Raw genomic sequence first — 20,241 nt, forward strand, 5'->3', positions numbered from 1 at the left:
CGCTTTACGACAAGGCGCTGGGGGTGCTGGCATGAGCGAAATAAAAACCATAGGGCGCTGTCTTGGCCGGGCAGTTGACGGCTCGATTTGGTTCTTCTGCAATGGCTGCAACGGCCCGCATAGCATCAAGGTCAACTCACCCAACACGCCCGGGCCGAACTGGGGCTACAACGGCAACCCGGACGCGCTGACTTTCACGCCTTCTGTGCTGGCTCGAACCACGGGCGCCCCTGATGGACGTAGTGTAATGACGCCCGAGGAAGAGGCGGAGTACGACGCTATCTATGCCAAGGGTGGAAGAGAGGCGGTTTATGCCAGCCGTTTCGGCAAGATTTGCCACTCATTCGTCACCGATGGTCGAATCCAGTACCTGGGCGACTGCACGCACGCTCTGGCTGGTCAGACGATCGATCTGCCGAATTGGGAGGAGTCATGGGCGAATTGGTGACGCAGTACAAGGTGGCGCTTATCTTTCTGGTCTGCGTATTGCTGATCGGCATTGGTGCTGGTGGCGCCTGGCAAGTACAGGAATGGCGCATGGGCAAGAAGCTCGCCGAGCAGGTAGCTCAGTTCCAAACGGACCTGAGCACGATCAGCAATGCCGCCACCGCCCAAGCCCGATCCGAGCAGGCCAAGCGACTGTCCACCGAGCAGCAGCTCGCCCGCCAGGACCAACAACACACCAAGGAATTATCCGATGCCCAACGTAACCAGGCTGCTCTGCGTGATCGCCTTGCCACTGCTGATGTGCGGCTGTCAGTCCTTCTCGACGCCACGGATTCAACCAGTGGCTGCGACGTGCCTACCACCCCCGGCGCCGTCGGCGTGGTTCATGCAGCCCGTAGAGCCCAACTTGACCCAGCGCATGCTCAGCGAATTATTGCCATCACCAACGATGGGGATAACGCCGTGATCGCGCTGCGGTCTTGTCAGGCGTATGTCAGGGCTATCACGCGGTGACCTATAATTGGGTAGGAGAACTGATCATGATCCTAGTCCACAGGATGATGTGGATTGAGTCGGACGAGAAAGTCACGCAATGGTTTAAACTGGCCCGCCCCAATGTCCGGGTAGATCTATTCGCTGCGAGAGTAGTTACTCAGGTCGTGATACTCGTTTTGGTTTTGTGAGAACGCCTGCCCAAGGCTAGAGATTCGCGTTGCCGATGGATTGGTCAGCTTGGAGCTGATGGTGAAATATGGGTACTTGCCCTGCACTTGCGGGTGGAGACTCGCTGCAACATCGACATCGGAGGTCGAAACATATCGCCCAGCCCATCGCTCGATAAGGTGTTTTATCTGAAGTGGACTCTTCAGCTTTCCTTTCGTCTTTACCTGGGCGTCGAGCCACTCATATGCAAAGCGTATGCAGTCGTTATGCTCGTGAAGCGGGGGCTCGGTACTTGAGTAGTGGGTTGTTCTTTTTGCCGCCTCAATTTGCTCGTCAGTAAGCATTATGCGTATCTCCCTGCTTGGCTTGAAGTCAAAAAGATATCATGCCATACGTCAATTTCTCATGCACATAATGCAGTCTAAAACTAACGTAACCGTCTCGATTTCATCGGGAGAAAAAACTGCTATCTCGTATAAAGGTTTTAGACAGAAGATCGTCGCATTTCATAAATTATGTGGCGAGCTTGTCTTTCCTGCTCAGACTGCTTCCGCATCGCGACTGGTCTTATTACCTCAAAATGAAAGGAGCGCCAGGCGGGATGCGTCAACATCCAACCCGGCCACCTTCCCTGCAGCTTTCCCCTGCAAGTCCAGCCAAGGCTCCTGCTTCGTGCACAAAGCGAAACGAGCCTAGCACTGTTTATTCATACAGCAAAGGTCTTGCTTTTATATGTCGACCCCCATCATCCCTTGGGTGGGCGGCAAGCGCCGCCTAGCCGATCGCCTTATCCCGCTCTTCCCGCCCCATGAATGCTACGTCGAGGTCTTTGCCGGCGGCGCCGCGCTCTACTTCATGCGTCCCCAGGCCGCGCCAGTTGAAGTCCTCAATCACATTAACGGCGACCTGGTGACGCTGTACCGCGTGGTGCAGAACCACCTGGAAGAATTCGTGCGCCAGTTCAAATGGGCGCTCAGCTCGCGGCAGGTGTTCGAATGGCAGAAGATGACTCGCCCTGAAACCCTCACCGACATCCAGCGCGCGGCCCGGTTTTTCTACCTGCAGCACCATGCATTTGCGGGGAAGGTGACAGGGCAGACGTTCGGCACCGCAACCACTGCTCCGACGATCAACCTGTTACGAATTGAGGAAAACCTCTCGGCTGCGTGGCAGCGTCTTTCCGGGACTTAAGTTGAGAACCTGGGCTGGCTAGAGTGTGCAGAGCGCTATGACCGTGCCCATACCTTCCACTACATGGATCCGCCTTATTGGCAGACCGCCGGCTATGGCGTGGATTTCCCCTTTGAAAACTATGAGCGGATGGCCGAATTCATGAGGCGCTGCCAGGGCAAGGTGATGGTCAGCATCAATGATCATCCAGACATCCGGCGGGTTTTTTCCGGGTTCCACTTTGAGACGCTCGACATCCGTTACACCACCACAAACCAACGTCAGGGGAAGGCTCAGGTTAGTGGCGAGTTGGTGATTATGAATTGGGAGCCGGCAGCATTGGGAGGGTTGTTCTGAAAAGAGAAAGTCGGCGGGCTATAACTCCGCCGATTATTGAAAGTTTTGGTTGAAGTCATGCATTATCGCGGGACTTACCAATTAGGGATTCAAGTTGAACTGCTAGTTTCTGAATTTTGTTGAAGAATGATTTGTCAAAAGGCTTTTTGGCCTTGAATGTTTTCAATAGTGCCTTTATTTCTTCATATGTGAACGGCTCTGGTTCAGTAGTGTGGTCATGTACTCGAAGCTTAATGAAAAAATTATTTTCGTCCCACTCAGTAATCACCTCGGGGAAATTTGTGAAAGTGAAATTGTTAACGCGCAAGTCATGCAGGAGCGATTCAGCTACAAACCCGCCTATTTCGCAGGAGCTAATACCCAGATGAGAAAAGTAGGTACTCATGAATATTTCCATTTAGTAGCGCAAACGATAAGCAGATAATATCTGCTTTTTAGCGAGGATAATCTTTTTGCATTGCTGTGAAATTTTTTACGACCCATTCTGTTACGGTTTCACGACTTGGAGCAGTTGACTTATACTTTTCCTTCAGCATCCATTCGACAATGAGGCGGGTTCTCTTTTCTAGATCACCGTTATTAGCGCTTACCAGGCTATTGAGGTAAAGCAGCATTTCGTAACCCTCCTTTCGGCTTAAATGATTAGCATCCTCGCCGATTAGCTTGGGGTTGTCTCCTTCCGATACCTTCCAACTGTACTCATAATACAAATCTGCTTTGGTCAACTTTGGCATGTGATGCCCTCTGGATTTACCCGGCATGGGTGATACCAAAATGCTGGCTATACGTAGGATTTTCAATCCTTAAAACTGGTCGTATTTGTAACGCCGTATTTCCCTGCAGGCTTTAGTGGGAGCTGAACTCACTTTACATCAGGCGAAGTAGCCCAGGATTGCTTCCAGGTGTAAAGCGAATGACTTGAACTGATTGTTAGGTGGGGTGGTTACCACCTAGACCTGGAAAGGTTTTGAGAGCCTCGAAATCAAGCTTTTCTAATCGGAAGGCAACGAAGTTTTGAACAAGTTCCTCCGCACAAAGCTCCGTGCGTCCAACAATATCAACAAGTGCTTCGTACGATAGAAGTTTACTATCGTCAGTGTGATGCGCGATAGCTTCGAGGAGAGTGTTGTCAAGAGTATCTTGGAGCACCACTAGGCAAAGCGGGTTGTGCGCAACAAGATTTCGACTTTCTGCAAGTTTTTTGGCGGTAAGAAGCGAATGGACGAAAGCCTCTTGGGTTGCTTTTGTCGCATCCTGAGACTTTGCAAGGTCTCGTGCCAAGTCGATTCGTGAGGATAGTGGAGCGCGTGCAAAATGCTTATGAATTGTTTTCCCTGCCCAATCATGGATGCATTTATTTGTTGTTCCTTCGATGCTGCCAAAAGCGATGAACATTCGGCCAATCAATGGGGCCCACCGGGCTGAATCTACGAGACTGACCATGTTTAGCTTCCACCTTTTATCAAGTCGAGTCGCGAGTCGACCCCGGTTGAACGAATTGTTACGCTCCGAGCAAGGCTTGGATGCTACTAGCGCAGCTTAAGTAAACTCGATTGCAGTTAGTATTCTGGCAACAGACCGACGCTACCGATTTGCCGCTGGACTGTCCACAGGAAGCATATGGCGGAAGTAGCGTATTGCCCATCGCAGGGCTTGCCAGGAGCGACCGTGAAGTCGGCTAAGCAGCGTAGTAGCAGAAGGGCGGATTGCTTAGAAGTTGTATCGGGGATAGGGCTTTAACGCCTCATGAGTAGGCTAAGCAGACGACGTCAAATTTCTTGGCCCATTTCATCGACGGACGGTGAAAAGAGAACGGATAGCTAGGAAGCGTATGGGGCAAAAATGGGGCAAACCATACGCCAATCTATGCCATCCAATGCCAATTATGCGTTTATACAACCTTATGCATAAGCGCACTACAGCCAGCAACCACGGGGCTATCCGTCAAAACCATCCGCATACCCCCACACAATTGGCGTGTGGGAGGACAGATCGGACGTATTTTTACTCATTGGGTCGTAGGCAAATTCGTTGAAGGAGTGGGGCAAATGTGGGGCATTCCGCCCTGCGATTTTGCAATGGGCGCAAGGTTAACACGCGAGGTCGGGGCTTCGCAGGTCGCAAACGGGTAGGTAAAACGCAGGCCGAAAGCCTGAGGTGGAGAGCAGGCTCCAGGCGCCGCTATTTTGCCCTGCGGCCACTGGCGGGGAACAAGCCTCGGATAACCCCGAGAAAAGCGGCAAACAAGTTGATGGAGGTTGCGGTGGTGATAGCGATCAACACGTTGTCGGAAAACGGAGCTTTGCCGGAATAGTAAGTTGACCAACCATTCCACACGAGCAAAACCGCCCAAAAGATCACGCCGCAGGCAGCAAACCAGAAAGCACGCCCCGCATACTTCTTGCGCAGCTGCCTTTCGGCCTTCTGATCTTTCAGGTTTTGGTTTCTTTCATCGTCAGTACCCACTGCCTGCTCGCCCCCAGGTTGGGAGTCCTGGTCGGGCCCTGATGCGGGGGGCAGTGTCAGCTCAAGGTTGTCGAGTTCCTCACTCACGGTTGCGGCTCTTTGGGTGAATGAACTCCGCCATTTCCTTCCAGTCAATGGCGGAACCATCCGCTCCCCTGAGTGCCCAGGCGGTACCTTCCTCGTGGGAGAGGTTGGACAGTTGAGTCCCTGACCACTTGCCGTATTTATTGATAATGCGGTCAATCAGACGCTGGGCGTAGGTATCGCTTTCAGGAATTCTCGGTGTCACGAAGACGATGTCTTCGACGTCGGGTTTAAGGTTGCTGAGCAGCGACGTCACAGGGCGGCTGCCGTAGGACTTCAACTCATGATAGAGCGATGGAATGACCGGGCCGTATTGCCAGCGGGCAAAGTGATCATCCATAAGGGGTAGCTCCCTTTCACGCAGATGCCAGGATTGCGTATAAAACAGCAGCTTTTGAAGCTTCATTGGAGTCAAGCCTGAAAGCTTGCCTTCTTTGGCGCGTTCAATGAAGGCGTTAGCAACAGCTAGAGCTGAATAAGCCATGAGCACCTCCGAAATGGCTGGCTACGTTGTTATAGAGTTTCATATATAGGCTCGGGATTGTCGACATGCAATGGCGTCGGTTGACGGGCGCCGTGTCGTATCCCGGGCAGGCTGGAAAAGTTGAATCAAGTGTGGCGGATAATAGTGGGCTGAATACTGTTTGTATAGACAGTGTTTCGTGAGGATTTTAGCGGAATACTGATAAATGCATAGATTATGCAAATTAGCATTTGCCAACCCCAAAATCTCCCGCCATTATCCCCGTTATGCAAAAACGCAACGTTTCTATCGTCTTAAGAGAACTGCTGGACCGCGACCGGATCTCCCCCACGGAGCTTCACCGGCGTACCGGCGTGCCTCAATCCACGTTGTCCCGGATTCTCAGCGGCAAGATCGTTGATCCGTCGGACAAGCACATCTCCCGCATCGCCGAGTACTTTCGCGTCAGCACCGACCAGTTGCGCGGGCGCGCGGCGGTGGGCGCCCTGCGCGATGACGGGCGCGACCCGATGCATTCGGAACTCAAGGACATAAGCCTGTGGGATGACGACACACCCGTTAATGATGACGAGGTGTCGATCCCCTTTCTGCGCGAGGTTGAATTGGCTGCTGGATCAGGAAGATTCGTCATCGAGGAAAGCGAGAAGGCCAGCCTGCGTTTCGGCAAGCGCAGCCTGCGGCATAACGGTGTGCAGTTTGATCAGGCCAAGTGCGTGACGGTGCGTGGCAACAGTATGTTGCCGGTACTGCGTGATGGCGCGACGGTCGGGGTGAACGCGGGCAAGAGTGGTATTGGTGACATCGTTGATGGCGATTTGTATGCCATCAACCACAATGGCCAATTGCGCGTGAAACAGCTCTATCGCCTGCCTTCCGGGATTCGCCTGCGCAGTTTCAATCGCGACGAACACCCGGATGAGGACTACAGCTTCCAGGATATCCAGGATGAGCAGATCAGCATCCTCGGTCATGTGTTCTGGTGGGGCATGTACGCCCGTTAACCTCCTTGCGTAAGACAAAGCCCGCCCATGAGCGGGCTTTTTTTCGCCTGTGGGAAACCACCGAACCCTCGGCCTGCAAGGCTGCAAATGCATTTGTGCAATTAACGACGGAAAATAAATGCATTTGTGCATTGACTGTATATGCATACATGCATATTCTTCGTCTCAAGCCAGCCAACAAGGTGGTGGAGGCGGCAAGGATGCTGCCAAGGAAGACAAGGAAGGCACGCAACATCGGCAAGGACGCCATCTGAGCGATGGCAGGGATGCCAGGCAACACCGGCAAGGATGCCGACGCTCTTTAGTGTTACCGCTTCAAGAACAGGCAGCGATGAACCGGCCTTAACGGTTCAGAGGGTTGGCAACTGACCCGGGTGTGCAGCGTAAAGCACCAGAAGCAGTTATCCGGCAGACAGGGATCGTGGTCGGAAAAACATTGAGGAAAGGTCCGTACCGCGCCAGTAGCGCCGAAAGACCGAGGACATCATTACTGAAAAGCCCGGGCAACCGGGCTTTTTGGAATGCCTACCTACACATGGATTTACCCAAGAGCCGGCTCTGTGCCGGTAGTGCTCAGCCAGGAGGCGTGACATGACAAACGAGCAGCAAGCGTTAGCGGAAATGCCTATCTGGCTGGTGATCGTGCTGGCCCTGATCGGCGGGGTGTCTGGCGAGATGTGGCGCGCCGACAAAGAGGGAGCCCGAGGTTGGTCGCTGGTACGGCGCCTGGCGCTGCGTTCCGGGGCGTGCATGGTCTGCGGCGTGTCGGCATTGATGCTGTGCTACGCCGCCGGCATGTCGATCTGGACCGCCGGGGCCATCGGTTGCCTGACCGCCATGGCCGGTGCGGACGTGGCCATCGGCCTTTATGAACGCTGGGCGGCCAAGCGCATCGGGGTCAACGAGGCCCCGACCTCTCGCCCGGATCAGCAGTAAACGCTGCAAGGATGTAAGCAGATGACACTTCTTGAAAAACCTTCCCAATTGCCCATAGCGATTGGGGGTGCACTGAAAAGCGCGTTCCCACAGCTGCGCATTGGCAATCACCATGATTTTCCCGACACGGGCGATAAAACCGGCATCTTGATCAGCGTGGAGCGCAACGGCCCTGGCGTTCGCTCCCTTGCTGGGCGTAAGGCCCATGCCTTGTCGGTGTCACTCAGGGCCACGGTCGCCAGCGGGTCAGCACCGTTTGACGCGTGCGACCTGGCCAGCCAAATGATGGACCTAGCCCTGGATAACCGCTGGGGCCTGCCGCCAGACCAGTGCGATCTGCCCACCGCGATTGTCGCGGCACCTTCCGCACTCACCGGCGCGGAAACGGACTACGACACCTGGAGCGTGTCCTTTACCCAAAACCTCTACCTCGGCCCGTCACTGCTCGACGATCCCACAGGCAAACCGCTGTTTGCCTGCACGTGGGAGGTCACGAACATCGACGATCCGGATCAATATCGCCCGCTGCAGGAGTAGCCCATGTTCGATGCACTGCTACGCATGCAATTGGGGCCGATCGTCGAACGCCTGGCGGAAATGGAAGCTCAGCTGGAAGACCTGTATCGACGCGCAGAGAGCTTTTGCCGGATTGGCGTGTGCCAGGAGGTCGACGCCGCCAGCAATACCTGCAAGGTCAGCCACGGTGATTTGCTCAGCCCGGCGATCCGATTTTTCAACCCAAGCGCTGGAGCGCAAACCGAAACGCGCATTCCTTCAGTGGGCGAACAATGCCTGCTGCTCAATTACGGCGGTGGGGAAGGGGGCGCGCAGTCAGTGGCGTTGTTCGGCCTCAACAGCAGTCTCTTTCCGTCAGTGTCCGCCGTTGCGTCGCTGACGCGGCGTCGCTATCAGGACGGCACCCAAAGCGACTACGACGACGCCAGCCACCTGTTCAATTGGGTTAACGGCCCGACCACGTTCAGCGGCTCCCGCGAGCAGGTCGACGTCAAGGTCGGTGCCGCCAGCCTGACCATGAATGCCCAAAGCATCAACCTGCAACTCGGCGCCACCGGCGTGTTGCTGGATGCCGCCGGCGTGCATTTGAGCGGCCCGGTGGTGGATCACCAAGGCCGCGTGATCAGCAGCGCATAAGGATTTGCCATGATCGGAATCGATAGGAACACCGGGGCAGCCGTCGATGACTGGCTGCAATTCGTGCAGCGCGCCACCCGAGCGCTGACCACCCCGCTGGGCACTCGGCAGAAACGCCCACTGTACGGCTCGATGATCCCGCAACTGCTCGGCCAGAACCTCGGCGACGACCTGTTGATCCTTGCCCAAAGCCACGCCGCGCAGGCGTTCTACAACGCCCAGAACGGCATCGCCGACTTTCAACCCCAGGTCATCGTCGCCACCCGCCAGGGCGCCGGTTTGTTGCTGCGTTTTGCCGGCACCTGGAAAAACCGCCAACAATCCTTCGAGGTCGTGACATGAGCATGTTGATCCCTGGCCAGAACAAACTGGCCGAACCGGCCATCATCGCTGTCGATGAGTTCGAACCGTTGTTGGCCGAGTTCAAGGCCTTCGTGGTCGACTACGTCGCCATCCGCGCGCCGCAAAGCGCGGCCAAACTCAAGGTCAGCCTCGACAATGAAAGCGAACTGCTGACCCTGGCCCTGGAAGCGTTTTGCGTGCGCCTGCAAACCCACGAGCGCAAGTACAACGCTCGCATCAAACAGATGCTGGCGTGGTGGGCCGCCGGCAGCAACCTGGATGCACGCCTGGCCGACATGGGCCTGGAGCGCCAGGTGCTCGACCCCGGTGACCCGGCCGCCTTCCCGCCGGTGCCGCCGGTGCTGGAAAGCGACGACGACGCCCGCCTGCGTTACTACCTGGCCCCACACGCCCCGGCGGCGGGTTCGCGCATGCAATATCGCCGCGAGGTGTTCACCCTGGGCGAGCGGCCGTCGGTCAAGGTGCAAAGCGCCACGCCGGGTGTGGTCACCGTCAGCTACACCTTTGACCCGGACGGCTATGCGGCTCAGGTCAAGGACGGCAATGGCCGACGCACCGCCCCCGGCGAGGTGATGGTCACTGTGCTTTCAAGAGACGGTGATGGCACCGCGTCTGCCGATTTGCTTGACGGCGTACGGCGACATTTCGCACGACCCGATGTAAGGCCGGAAACCGATCTCGTCACCGTCCAAGGGGCACAGATCCAGCGCTATAAAATTCGTGTGGTCGCCAAGATCAACGCCGGTCCTGATTCGGGGTTGACCCAAGTGGCTGCTCAGCAACTGCTGCAAACCTACGCCAACTCCTGTCATCGCCTGGAAGGCCGAGTCGACCCAAGCTGGATCGACTACGCCATCCACAGCGCCGGCGCCGCGCAACTGCAGATCCTCGAACCGCTGGAGCCGATCATCAGCTCGGCATTCCAGGCTCCGTACTGCACGGGCGTCGAGGTGGAGGTGCGTACGCTATGAGTGAACCCAAAGCGAGCCTGTTGCCTGCCAACAGCTCACCGCTGGAAAAGGCGTTGGACCTGGGCTTCGGCTATTTGCTGGAACGGGTGACGCCACCCTTCCCTCAACTGATGGACCCGGATCACACACCGGCGGTGTTCTTGCCCTACCTGGCAGCGGACCGCGCGGTGAACGAATGGAGCACCACGGCCCCCGAGGCCGAGAAGCGCCTGACCGTCAAACTCGCTTGGCCTACCGCCCGGCAGGCCGGCACCCGCCAAGCCCTGGAAAACGCCGCCAAGGGCCTGCAACTCAGCCCCGAAGTGCGCGCCTGGTACGAGCAAAAACCGCCCGGCGTGCCCTACAGCTTTGCCGTACGCGCCTGGACCGAATTGCCCTACAGCGAAACCATCGACGCCCGACTCGACCGCCGCCTGGCCGACGCCAAAAGCGAGCGCGACATCCTGTCGATCTCCGTGGGCCTGAGCGCCTCCGGTCGCCACAGCATCGGCGCCGCCACGCTGTGCGGCGAACTCACCACGATCTATCCCAACGTGCTGGCAGGGGTCGAGGCCTCAGGGCGCGCCTTTATGGCGGCCGGCCTCTACACCGTCGAAACCACCACCCTTTATCCACAGGAGCACTAAATGGCTGACTATTACACCCTGCTCACCGACGCGGGGATCGCCTACGAAACCGCCTGCAAGGCTGCCGGCGTGCCGATCAAACTGGCGCAGATCTCCGTCGGCGACGGCAACGGCGCTGTCTATAACCCTGATGCCAGCGCAAAAGCGCTGAAACGCGAAGTCTGGCGCGGGCCGTTGAACGCTTTATTCCAGGATGAGAAAAACGCCAACTGGTTGATGGCCGAAGTCACCATCCCGTCGGATGTGGGCGGCTGGTATGTGCGCGAAGCCGGTTTGTGGACGGATACCGGGATTTTGTATGCCATCGTTAAATACCCGGAGTCGTATAAGCCGGTGTTGGCGACGTCGGGATCGGGGAAGGAGTTTTATATTCGCTCGATTTTCGAGACGAGTAATGCGGCGATTGTGACGTTGTTGATTGATGACACGGTGGTGAAGGCGACTCGGGCTTGGGTGATGGATTATCTGGGTCGGCAGTTGGCTGAGGGAACGTATACCAAGGCTGAGATTGAGATGCTGATTGCTCAGTCTTCAGCGTTGCCTGTGGGGTCTATGGTTGCGTTTCCAATCGATAAAGTCCCGGTAGGGTTCCTGGAAATTGACGGTAGCGTGAAGAGTGCCACGGCCTATCCTGATTTGGCGAAGTTTCTGGGTACGGCCTTCAACAAGGGGGATGAGGGCGCCGGGAATTTTCGACTACCAGAGTCGCGTGGGGAGTTTTTGCGTGGGTGGGATCATGGGCGTGGAGTCGATGTTGGCCGTACCATCGGTGGCTTTCAACTCGATCAGATGCAGGGCCACCTTCATGCTCCGCCTAAGGGGGCTACGGCATATGCCGCGTTTGGTCCGGGTGGTTCAGCTCTAGCGAGCGGTAGCGGAATCATAAATCCTGCTGCTTCCGGTTCGTCAATGACGGACGGTGTTAACGGTGAGGTTCGCTCTGGCGCGGAGACGCGTCCGCGCAACCTTGCCGTGATGTGGTGTATCAAAGCCTGGAACGCACCCATCAATCAGGGAAGTATTGATGTTGCAGCGCTCGTCAGTGAACTCGATGCGTTGAAATCTGCTGTTCCAGTCGGTTCGATTATTCCATTCCCCAAAGCTGCGGTGCCGCCAGGCTATTTGGAGTTGGATGGTAGCGTACAAAGCGTCGCAACTTACCCAGACCTAGCGGTCTATCTAGGCACTACGTTCAACACAGGGGGCGAACCTGTTGGGTTCTTCCGCTTGCCTGATTCGCGTGGCGAGTTCCTACGAGGTTGGGATCATGGGCGGGGCATAGACTCAAATCGGACAATTGGTAGTTGGCAGAAAGGCACAGCAGTTACTCATGACTCTGATCGCGGTCCCGCCTTGACACCAATTGTTATTGGGGCGGCGCTCTCTGGAGGTGCTTCGGGTAGCGAAGCTATCGGTGCTGACTCATATCAGATTCAGGCTGGAAATTATGTATTGCAATCTGCTTGGGCGGGCACCCCGTCACCTGTTGCGACGGTGGACACGTATCTGGGCGTAACACGTCCTCGAAATCTGTCAGTCATGTGGTGCATCAAGGCTTGGAACGCCCCCATCAATCAGGGGCAGATAGACATCAGTGCACTGGCTCTTGAGGTTTCCAACCTGGCAAACATGGCTGACTTCACTGTTATTTATCCGGGAGGTGGTAACAAGACCAGTCCGGGAGGCGTGGCGACCAATAGTCGCTACATCGCGGCAAACCCTTTTCCTGGATATCACGTGTTTTGCACCGCGCAAGTTCTCTACAACGGGGAGTGGGCAAACCCTGAGTTTGGCGATCATTTCAGCGGCATAGGCGGGCCTGACCGTTACGGTCATGGTGTGCAAGCAAATCAGATGGGTAACTCGATTATTGTTCAAACGGGGGTAAACGGCCTCGTCTATCCGAATGTCTTGTCCGGTGCTCCGTTTTTGCTATCGGCAACGACTGGTGTTTCTCCGTTGCCTTGTCGTGTTCTTGTGTGGCGATTGAAGGGGGTGATTGCATGACCGTTTATGCAGCGTTGGGGAGTGGTTTTCAGCAGGTGGGAGGCGTTTGCCCAGAGGGCTGGGTGGTTATGCAGGGCGATCGCCCTTCTCCCATTCATATTGCCTCGGAGGAGGGGGTCTGGATTGTTCCTGTTCCTTCACCTGACGATATCCAAGTTGCCCTGAAGAACGCCGAAAGAACTTGGCGGGACAGCATGCTGACGGCGGTTATATGGTTGCGTGAACGTCACCAAGACCAGCGGGAAATTGGCGGAGACACAGCATTGTCCGGCGAGCAATTCGCTGAGTTGTTGGCCTATATGCAGGCACTGCGCGACTGGCCCCAATCCCCCGACTTTCCGAATAGCGAACATCGACCGATAGCACCGGCCTGGATCGCTGGCCAAACCGAATAAACGCTCCGCGCCGACGGGGCGTTTTCTTTATCAATCTGAACACCCGCCGCCTTGAGCGGCTTTTTTGTGCCTGGAGATCCTACCTATGCCCACCCGCCAAACCTACACCGTCCTCATCCCATTCCCCACCGGCGCCGGCCATTGGTCCACCGTCGGTCAGGAATTGGAGTTGCTGGACGTTGAAGCATCCGCCCTGCGCACCGCTGGCCGTCTGGAACTCACCAGCGTCCTTAACACCACCCCGGCCAAAAAGGCCACTACCAAGAAGGCTGACTAACCATGGCTGAGGTTCTGAACTTCGAGCACAACGGCATCACCGTGAATGCCACTGAATCTCCCGAGGCCATGGGTGGCCTGGGTGATAACGTGATTGGCCTGGTCGGCACTGCGCCGAAGGCCCATGCGTCGATCCCGAAAAACGCGCCGTTCCGTATCAACAGTTTCACCACCCAGGCACTGCTGGACCCCACCGGTACCGAGTCGGGCACGCTGTTCCACGCGGTCTACCAGATCCTCAAGGTGGTCAAGGTGCCGGTCTATGTGGTGATCGTGGAGGAGGGCGCGACCCCGGCGGACACCCTCAACAATGTAATCGGCGGTGACGAGCCGGTTACCGGTCGCAAGCTGGGCCTGGCTGCACTGGCCAGTGTGCCGGAAGACCTGACCATCATCGGGGCTCCGGGCTTCACCGGTACCAAGGCTGTGGCCGGCGAGTTCGCCTCGTTCGGCAAGCGCATCAAGGCCCGCGTGGTGCTGGACGGCAAAGACGCAAGCGTTGCCGACCAGGTGACCTACAGCGGCGAACTGGGCGGTGCCGACCTGGGCTTCGACCGTTGCCTGCTGGTGCACAACATGCCGTCGGTGTACTCCAAGGCGGCGAAGAAGAACGTGTTCCTCGCGCCATCGTCCCTGGCTATCGCGGCGCTGGCCAAGGTCAAGCAATGGGAAAGCCCGGGCAATCAGGTGACGTTCGCCGAGGACGTTTCCCGCGTGGTTGAGTACAACATCCTCGACACTTCGACCGAAGGCGACCTGCTCAACCGTTATGGCGTGAGCTACTACGCCCGCACCATTCTCGGCGGTTTCTCGCTGCTGGGTAACCGCTCCATCACCGGCAAGTTCATCAGTTACGTCGGCCTTGAAGACGCCATCAGCCGCAAGCTGGTCAAGGCCGGCCAGAAAGCCATGGCCAAGAACCTCACCAAGTCCTTTATGGACCAAGAGGTCAAGCGCATCAACGATTGGCTGCAAACCCTGGTCGCCGACGAAACCATCCCCGGCGGCAGCGTGTACCTGCACCCGGAGTTGAACAGTGTCGAGAAGTATAAGAACGGCACCTGGTTCATCGTCATCGACTACGGCCGCTATGCGCCAAACGAACACATGATTTATCAACTCAATGCCCGCGATGAAATCATCGAGCAGTTCCTGGAGGACGTTCTCTAATGTTTACCAACCGAGTCAGACAGGCCATTGCGGCCACCCTTCAAGGCCTGCCGTTGTCCGCGACGGTGGACTCCTTCACGCCGCCGAAGATCGAGTTCGAAATGGAAGCCATGACCGGCGGCCGTTTTATTGCCGAAGAAATGGCCAAGAGTGGCAAGCCTTTGACCGCCACCTTGATCCTGCAAGGTGCCGGCCCGGAAATCATGCTGGCCCTGGGCGTGCGCCTGGGCGATGACATCCTGCTCAACGTGCGTGAAGCCGGCCAGGACCAGGACGGCAAGACCTATTTCACCTACCACACCGTTGGCGGCAAGCTCAAATCCTTGAGCGAGGCGGCGATGGTGATGAATACCAAGGCCACCACCACGCTGGAGCTGTCCTGCCGCACCTATAACCGCCTGGAAAACGGCATTCCGGTGATCGACATCGACGTGCGCACCCAGAAGTTCGTGCTCAACGGCGTCGACATCCTCGGCGATGCCCGCCGCGCCGTGCTGATGCCGTAATCCCCCGGGGCGGGTTCGCTCGCCCCCCTACTTCACCAAGGAGCTGCCCCATGGCCTGGATGCCACCGCTGCACCGCCTGCTCTCGCCGATCAACGCCGACACCGGCGCGACGATCGAACAGGTGCAACTCAAGCCGCTGTACTACGCCGCGCAAAAAGAAGCGCTGGCCCGGGCCGGTGATGACGAGGACGACCAGTTCTTCGAACTGGCGAAACTCGCCACCGGCCTGTCGGAAAAAGAGCTCGACCAACTCAAGCGCCCGGACTACGTAACCATTGCCCAATACGTACACGAGATGTCGACACGTCCCGCGTCGTTTTTCCTGGGCACGCTGGCGGAATCGGGCCACGACCAGCCCGTCCACTTGCTGCTGCCCCTCGATGCTGCCGGCCGTACCTTTACCGAGTTGTCCTTGGAAATGCCCGCCCTGCGCGCGACCAAGGTGATGAAGAAACTCGCCACCAACAAAGAGCGCGCCGAGTTCATCACCGCTCACTGCAGTGGCTTGATGATCCCTGATCTTGCCGGCTTGACCGTACCCGACTGGACCGAACTGCAGGCGCGCATCGACGATTTTTTAAATCAACCGGCGGCCTTCTTTCGCAACGCGACATCGAAGTGATCCTCGATGTGGTGCCGCTGGTTTACTCGGTAACTGAAGCGGAGATCCTCGACTGGGATGCCGCCAAAGCATTGCGCCGCTACGACATCGCGATCACTCGCCTTGGGGTTAAACAGGAGTAGAGCGGGATGCAGGAAACTAAATATGGGATCAAGCTCGCCCAGGAGGACTTCCGCTGGATGATCGGCGAGGCCGATCTCGGCAATGTGCTCGCACCGTTTTCCACCCGTGCTGCGGCACCTGTAAGCCTGGAGGCTGCCTCGCAGCCACAGTTGGAGCTGCGCTCTACGCTGGTCACGCTCAGTGTGGATATCAACGCCTTGACCCAAGAGCAAGTACGACTGCGCGAGACGTTGGAGACGCTTAACAGTACGTTGTTCATCAACAGCGATTCCCTGGCGCCCAGGGCGGCTGATGTCGCCGCGAGTGCGTTGAAAGATGAACCCAAGGCGCCCGCTGAGGGGGCTGTGATGGGCATGGTCAAGGCCGTTGGCGGCGAATTGTGGGATGCGCTGAAAGGCAAGCTCGCAGAAAAGGCCATTGATGGGCTCCTGGACCCGATCAGCAAGAAGGTCAAAGGTCGCAAAAAAATCGGTGGGGGTGGTTCAGGCTTACTTAACCTGTTCGGGCAAGCCCGCCAGGCCCTGGGTGGCTCGCCACCAGGCATTCAGTGGGGTGTTACCTCGCAAGGCTTTCAGTCCTTTGCCGGGGCAAGCGTCGCAGCGCCAAGGCTCAGCCTGCCAAATGGCCCCTCCGGTGCCTTGACCGATACCGTTGCCACGCTCGGAACCGTCGGCATCCGGCGGCTCGCCCCCTTGAGAACCGCCGAAGCCGCCCTGGACGTGATCCAGGGCGTGCGCCACGGCGATGCCAACGCCATCGGTTCCGGCCTGAGTACCGCCGGTGGAGCCTGGGCCGGCGCCTCTGCCGGCGCAGCCATCGGCACTCTGGTTTTACCCGGCGTAGGCACTGCCGTCGGCGGCGCGATCGGTGGTCTGCTGGGCAGTGAGGCGGGCGCCTGGCTGGGGAACAAACTGTTCGGTTCGAGTGATCGCTTGCCGTCACCGAACGCGGTCAGCAAAGAACTCAACCATGCACGCCCGGACAACGTTCAAGTCTCGATCGCCCCCAGTATCCAGATCACCGGGGTCAATCCTGCCGACGCCCAGCAGGTGGTCAACCAGGTTATCCAGGCCCTGCAATTCCAATGTGTGCCGATGCTCACCGATGCGTTGGGGATCCGGCGCAACGCGGCTTTGGCCGATCCAGGAGGTGATTGATGCGACAGCAAATGGTACTGGGCGCCTTTATTTTTGGCCTCTCCCGAGGGTTTGCCTATTCCACGTTGGCCCGTAGCAGCGATGGCGGCTGGAGCGACCTGGCGATAATCGCCAGCAAGCCGCAGTCGCGGCAGAGCGGCCAGAAGCTGGAAAAACTTACGTTCAGTGGCACGGCCATGTACGGCATCGGTATGCAGCGACTGGATGAATTGCGCGCGCTGCAAAATCAGCGCACGCCGTTGCCGCTGGTGGATGGGATCGGCCGTAACTGGGGCTTGTGGCGGATCAACTCGGTGATGGAAACCCAGAACAATGTGATCGATGACGGCACAGCCATGGTCATGACCTGGAGCCTTGAGCTGGAGGAATTCGTCAATGCGTAGAGTGCGAAGTATCGCCGGTGATTCGGTCAACCTGCTGCTCTATCGCGAGCTTGGGCGTTGCGATGATGGCGCCGAAGAAACCTTGTGGCGCCTGAACCCGGCCCTTGCCGAGTACGGGCCGGTGCTTCCGGCCGGTGTGTGGGTGAGCGTGCCTGAAATGCAATCGCGGCCGATTGCGTTGCAGCCTGTTCTGGCATGGGATTGAGGAGGTTTTATGGCACAGGGATTTACGCCGATCGTGGAGTTTTACGGCGCCAACGCGGCGTTGCTCAATCAACGTATCATGCGTTGGAGTCACACTGACGCGGCGGGCATAGAGTCTGACCGGCTGGAACTGACGCTCAATATCGAAGGCCTTGAAGGCCTGCCAAGCTTGAGCGGCAAGGTCGGCATGCGCGTGGGTTACTCGGAGTCGGGGCTGGTAGAGAAGGGCGAGTTCGTCATTACCCAGCGAACCCCCGTGCTGTTTCCCATGCGCCTGATGATCGTGGCGACGGCCGCGCCGTTCAGCGTGGGCGACCCTCACGGCTACCGTCAGCGTCGTTCCGCCAGTTACGGGCCTACCACTCTGGGGGCGCTATTTCGGCAATTGGTCGGCCGGCATGGTTTTTCACCGCGTGTGGCGCCGTCGCTGGAGGGCATTCCGATTGCCCACATCGACCAATCCAACGAAAGCGATATGGCGTTTATCACGCGTCTGGCCAGGCGCTATAGCGCGGTGACCAAACCGTTCAACGAGCTGTATGTGCTGGCAGAGGCCGGGCAAGTCAAATCGCTGTCCCTTCAACAACTGCCGGAGGTGAAATTGTCCGTGACCCAGGACAACCGCCCCGGTGACTACGCCTTCATCACCGCCACGCTCAACGACAACGCGCGCTCCAAATACGGGGGCAGCCGTGTCACCTGGTGGGATGTTGCCGGGGGCAAGCAGCGCGTGGTTGAGATCGGGGTCGCGCCGTTCAAGACCGTGCGCCAGCGGTGTCAGAACGAAGAAGAAGCGCGTGCCGTCGCCGAAGGTGAGTTGCGCCGTGTGGGGCGGGAAGGGCTGGAGCTGTTGATCGATTGCCCCGGCAACCCGTTGTTGGCCGCCGAAGGGCTGTTGCGCCTGGACGACACCTGGCCGGCGTACATGCAGGGGCAATGGTCGATAACCAAGGTCGTCAATGTGGGCGACCCGGTGACGGGGTATCGCAGTTCGATCACGGCCGGTGGTTTGTCCACCTAGCGGGGGTTCAAGGTGAGTGTGGTGGTGATAACTCAGCCTCAATTGATTCAAATCATGCCAGGAGCCCGCCGTGTAGCGGGCCTTTTTTTACCCGCGTTGAATGCGGCTTTCATGCGTTACGAAATCAACAGCGTGCAGCGTGCCGCTGCTTTTCTCGCGCAGATCGGCCACGAGTCCGGCGAATTGCACTACGTGCGCGAACTCGGCAGTGACGCCTATTTGAGCAAGTACGATACCGGTGCATTGGCTGCGCGCTTGGGCAACACGCCCGAGCCGGATGGCGATGGCCAAAAGTACCGAGGCCGGGGGCTGATCCAGATCACCGGTCGGCGCAATTACCTGGCTTGCAGCCAGGCGCTGTTCGGTGATGAACGATTATTGCGTGAGCCGGTGTTGCTGGAGCAACCCCAATGGGCCGCCGAGTCCGCCGCCTGGTTCTGGCAGAGCAATGGCCTGAACGAGCTGGCGGATAAGGATCAGTTCACCACCATCACGCGGCGCATCAACGGTGGGCTCAATGGTCTGGAAGACCGTTTGCGCTTGTGGGCGCGGGCGAAGGCGGTGTTATGCGCTTCTTAGGCGTATGCCGCCTGATCGGCGCGTGCTTGCTGGTGGCGCTGACCTGGCAGGTGCAGGCCTGGCGCCATGCTGCGCAGCTTGAACATGTGTTAATGACGCAGGCGCAGGCGTTATCTGCGCAAAGCCAGGCAGCCTTGCATCAACAGCAGGCTGAACACGCCAAACGGCTGGCCCTCGAGCAACAGCTCAACGCCAGTGACCAACACCATGCGCGGGAGTTAAGCGATGCCCAACGTCACCAGGCTGCTCTGCGCGACCGCCTGGCCACTGCTGATGTGCGGTTGTCAGTCCTTCTCGACGCCACCGAGTCCACCAGTGGCTGCACAATGCCAGCCTCCGCCCCCGCCGGCAGCGTGGTTCATGCAGCCACGCGAGCCCGACTTGACCCGGCGCATGCTCAGCGAATTATCGGCATCACCGACGACGGAGACAACGCCCTGATTGCCTTGCGCGCCTGTCAGGCCTATGTGCGTGCGGTCGCCCGTTAATCTCTTGTTCCAGTCTGTCGCTTGCATGAGCGATTTGCTCCTGTAGGGTAGGCAAATCCCCGCCCACTTCTGGAGACGACCGTGAAGGAAATCACTCAATTGGCTGCTGAACTGGGTCGCCGCTTGCAGGTGCTCAATGCGCATGTCACCACGGCCGAGTCCTGCACCGGCGGCGGTATCGCGGAAGCCATCACGCGGGTCCCGGGAAGCTCGGCCTGGTTCGAGGCGGGTTACGTCACGTATTCCAACCGCCAGAAGACCCGGCAGTTGAATGTGCCGGAAACGTTGTTTCCAAAAGTCGGCGCGGTCAGCCAGGAAGTGGTGGAGGCGATGGTCCGTGGCGCACAGGAAAAAAGCCTCGCGCGATTTGCCGTGGCGGTCAGCGGCGTGGCGGGGCCGGACGGTGGTTCGCCGGACAAACCGGTGGGTACTGTATGGCTGGCCTTTGGCGTTGGTGACGAGCTGACGGCCGAGCTGCAGCACTTCCCCGGCAACCGCGACGAGGTCCGCCGACAAACGGTAAAGGCCGCGTTAGAGGGCTTGTTGCGACGAGCTGCAGCAGAAATAGAAAATCAGGGGTAGGCGATCT

The 20,241-nt window shown here is 58.0% G+C and carries 29 protein-coding genes and 1 pseudogene; 24 read left to right on the forward strand and 6 right to left on the reverse strand.

Translation table 11 applies throughout. The features are described from left to right. The first annotated feature begins 31 nt into the window (after nt 1–31). Both AO064_RS24530 and AO064_RS24535 read left to right on the forward strand, forming a co-directional pair. On the forward strand, nt 32–448 hold the full coding sequence (locus tag AO064_RS24530) for a ubiquitination-like system serine protease family protein (protein ID WP_064054903.1): 417 nt from the start codon (nt 32–34) through the stop codon (nt 446–448). Next, nucleotides 433–960, forward strand: coding sequence for a lysis system i-spanin subunit Rz (locus tag AO064_RS24535; protein WP_064054904.1), 528 nt, complete (start codon nt 433–435; stop codon nt 958–960). The genes AO064_RS24530 and AO064_RS24535 overlap by 16 nt, the downstream gene beginning before the upstream one ends. 116 nt (nt 961–1,076) lie before the next feature. On the opposite strand, the gene AO064_RS24540 is transcribed toward AO064_RS24535, so the two are convergent. Further along, nucleotides 1,077–1,454 carry a hypothetical protein gene (locus tag AO064_RS24540; RefSeq protein WP_064054905.1) on the reverse strand — a complete coding sequence of 126 codons (378 nt, stop codon included), beginning with the start codon at nt 1,452–1,454 and terminating at the stop codon, nt 1,077–1,079. A gap of 388 nt (nt 1,455–1,842) precedes the next feature. On the opposite strand from AO064_RS24540, the pseudogene AO064_RS24545 reads away from it, so the two are divergent. Next, nucleotides 1,843–2,637, forward strand: a pseudogene (locus tag AO064_RS24545) (DNA adenine methylase). A 55-nt stretch (nt 2,638–2,692) separates the two neighbouring features. Here the strand turns inward: AO064_RS24545 and AO064_RS24550 are convergent. From AO064_RS24550 to AO064_RS24570, 5 genes are all read right to left on the reverse strand, one after another. Then, complete coding sequence (locus tag AO064_RS24550; protein WP_064054906.1) at nt 2,693–3,022, reverse strand: hypothetical protein; 330 nt, start codon at nt 3,020–3,022, stop codon at nt 2,693–2,695. Between the two features lie 49 nt (nt 3,023–3,071). Then, nucleotides 3,072–3,371, reverse strand: coding sequence for a hypothetical protein (locus tag AO064_RS24555; protein WP_064054907.1), 300 nt, complete (start codon nt 3,369–3,371; stop codon nt 3,072–3,074). A 196-nt stretch (nt 3,372–3,567) separates the two neighbouring features. Next, complete coding sequence (locus AO064_RS24560; protein ID WP_064054908.1) at nt 3,568–4,032, reverse strand: hypothetical protein; 465 nt, start codon at nt 4,030–4,032, stop codon at nt 3,568–3,570. 786 nt (nt 4,033–4,818) lie between these two features. Next, nucleotides 4,819–5,190: a hypothetical protein gene (locus AO064_RS24565; protein WP_064054909.1), complete on the reverse strand. Its 372-nt coding sequence runs from the start codon at nt 5,188–5,190 to the stop codon at nt 4,819–4,821. Continuing rightward, entirely contained in the window at nt 5,183–5,671 is a 489-nt protein-coding gene (locus AO064_RS24570) for a Panacea domain-containing protein (protein ID WP_043204860.1), read from the reverse strand. Before AO064_RS24570 ends, AO064_RS24565 begins: the two co-directional genes overlap by 8 nt. Nucleotides 5,672–5,937: 266 nt before the next feature. On the opposite strand from AO064_RS24570, the gene AO064_RS24575 reads away from it, so the two are divergent. The 21 genes from AO064_RS24575 to AO064_RS24670 all read left to right on the forward strand — a co-directional run bounded on the left by AO064_RS24575 (nt 5,938) and on the right by AO064_RS24670 (nt 20,234). Beyond that, nucleotides 5,938–6,672: a LexA family transcriptional regulator gene (locus tag AO064_RS24575; protein ID WP_005785382.1), complete on the forward strand. Its 735-nt coding sequence runs from the start codon at nt 5,938–5,940 to the stop codon at nt 6,670–6,672. Between the two features lie 591 nt (nt 6,673–7,263). Further along, on the forward strand, nt 7,264–7,608 hold the full coding sequence (locus AO064_RS24580) for a phage holin family protein (RefSeq protein ID WP_012722501.1): 345 nt from the start codon (nt 7,264–7,266) through the stop codon (nt 7,606–7,608). 21 nt (nt 7,609–7,629) lie between these two features. Further along, nucleotides 7,630–8,145, forward strand: coding sequence for a hypothetical protein (locus tag AO064_RS24585; RefSeq protein WP_064054910.1), 516 nt, complete (start codon nt 7,630–7,632; stop codon nt 8,143–8,145). A gap of 3 nt (nt 8,146–8,148) precedes the next feature. Then, nucleotides 8,149–8,760 (forward strand): phage baseplate assembly protein V, encoded by a 612-nt coding sequence (locus AO064_RS24590; RefSeq protein ID WP_064054911.1) that lies wholly within the window; start codon nt 8,149–8,151, stop codon nt 8,758–8,760. Between the two features lie 9 nt (nt 8,761–8,769). Next, nucleotides 8,770–9,102, forward strand: a complete 333-nt coding sequence (locus tag AO064_RS24595; protein WP_046034446.1) for a phage baseplate protein — start codon at nt 8,770–8,772, stop codon at nt 9,100–9,102. After that, nucleotides 9,099–10,094: a baseplate J/gp47 family protein gene (locus AO064_RS24600; RefSeq protein ID WP_064054912.1), complete on the forward strand. Its 996-nt coding sequence runs from the start codon at nt 9,099–9,101 to the stop codon at nt 10,092–10,094. Before AO064_RS24595 ends, AO064_RS24600 begins: the two co-directional genes overlap by 4 nt. Continuing rightward, a complete protein-coding gene (locus AO064_RS24605) occupies nt 10,091–10,720 on the forward strand; it encodes a phage tail protein I (protein ID WP_064054913.1) in 630 nt (209 codons plus the stop codon). Before AO064_RS24600 ends, AO064_RS24605 begins: the two co-directional genes overlap by 4 nt. Then, a complete protein-coding gene (locus tag AO064_RS30450) occupies nt 10,721–12,727 on the forward strand; it encodes a phage tail-collar fiber domain-containing protein (protein WP_082893978.1) in 2,007 nt (668 codons plus the stop codon). Then, on the forward strand, nt 12,724–13,122 hold the full coding sequence (locus AO064_RS30455) for a phage tail assembly chaperone (RefSeq protein WP_244159546.1): 399 nt from the start codon (nt 12,724–12,726) through the stop codon (nt 13,120–13,122). Before AO064_RS30450 ends, AO064_RS30455 begins: the two co-directional genes overlap by 4 nt. 85 nt (nt 13,123–13,207) lie before the next feature. After that, nucleotides 13,208–13,399 (forward strand): hypothetical protein, encoded by a 192-nt coding sequence (locus AO064_RS24620; protein ID WP_064054914.1) that lies wholly within the window; start codon nt 13,208–13,210, stop codon nt 13,397–13,399. 2 nt (nt 13,400–13,401) lie between these two features. Then, nucleotides 13,402–14,568 carry a phage tail sheath protein gene (locus AO064_RS24625; protein WP_012722510.1) on the forward strand — a complete coding sequence of 389 codons (1,167 nt, stop codon included), beginning with the start codon at nt 13,402–13,404 and terminating at the stop codon, nt 14,566–14,568. After that, nucleotides 14,568–15,074, forward strand: coding sequence for a phage major tail tube protein (locus AO064_RS24630; RefSeq protein WP_012722511.1), 507 nt, complete (start codon nt 14,568–14,570; stop codon nt 15,072–15,074). The genes AO064_RS24625 and AO064_RS24630 overlap by 1 nt, the downstream gene beginning before the upstream one ends. 50 nt (nt 15,075–15,124) lie before the next feature. Next, nucleotides 15,125–15,697 (forward strand): phage tail assembly protein, encoded by a 573-nt coding sequence (locus AO064_RS24635; protein WP_064054915.1) that lies wholly within the window; start codon nt 15,125–15,127, stop codon nt 15,695–15,697. Then, nucleotides 15,694–15,819 carry a hypothetical protein gene (locus AO064_RS31535; RefSeq protein WP_012722513.1) on the forward strand — a complete coding sequence of 42 codons (126 nt, stop codon included), beginning with the start codon at nt 15,694–15,696 and terminating at the stop codon, nt 15,817–15,819. The genes AO064_RS24635 and AO064_RS31535 overlap by 4 nt, the downstream gene beginning before the upstream one ends. Nucleotides 15,820–15,825: 6 nt before the next feature. Next, a complete protein-coding gene (locus tag AO064_RS24640) occupies nt 15,826–16,977 on the forward strand; it encodes a glycine zipper domain-containing protein (RefSeq protein WP_064054916.1) in 1,152 nt (383 codons plus the stop codon). Further along, on the forward strand, nt 16,977–17,360 hold the full coding sequence (locus tag AO064_RS24645; protein WP_046034453.1) for a phage tail protein: 384 nt from the start codon (nt 16,977–16,979) through the stop codon (nt 17,358–17,360). The genes AO064_RS24640 and AO064_RS24645 overlap by 1 nt, the downstream gene beginning before the upstream one ends. After that, a complete protein-coding gene (locus AO064_RS24650; protein WP_064054917.1) occupies nt 17,353–17,565 on the forward strand; it encodes a tail protein X in 213 nt (70 codons plus the stop codon). Before AO064_RS24645 ends, AO064_RS24650 begins: the two co-directional genes overlap by 8 nt. Nucleotides 17,566–17,574: 9 nt before the next feature. Next, nucleotides 17,575–18,585: a contractile injection system protein, VgrG/Pvc8 family gene (locus AO064_RS24655; protein ID WP_064054918.1), complete on the forward strand. Its 1,011-nt coding sequence runs from the start codon at nt 17,575–17,577 to the stop codon at nt 18,583–18,585. 21 nt (nt 18,586–18,606) lie between these two features. Continuing rightward, entirely contained in the window at nt 18,607–19,164 is a 558-nt protein-coding gene (locus tag AO064_RS24660; protein ID WP_064054919.1) for a glycoside hydrolase family 19 protein, read from the forward strand. Continuing rightward, a complete protein-coding gene (locus AO064_RS24665; RefSeq protein ID WP_064054920.1) occupies nt 19,152–19,652 on the forward strand; it encodes a lysis system i-spanin subunit Rz in 501 nt (166 codons plus the stop codon). Before AO064_RS24660 ends, AO064_RS24665 begins: the two co-directional genes overlap by 13 nt. A gap of 81 nt (nt 19,653–19,733) precedes the next feature. Beyond that, nucleotides 19,734–20,234, forward strand: coding sequence for a CinA family protein (locus AO064_RS24670; RefSeq protein WP_012722520.1), 501 nt, complete (start codon nt 19,734–19,736; stop codon nt 20,232–20,234). Nucleotides 20,235–20,241: the final 7 nt, after the last annotated feature.

It is taken from the genome of Pseudomonas marginalis (assembly GCF_001645105.1).
GTDB lineage: Bacteria > Pseudomonadota > Gammaproteobacteria > Pseudomonadales > Pseudomonadaceae > Aquipseudomonas > Aquipseudomonas petroselini.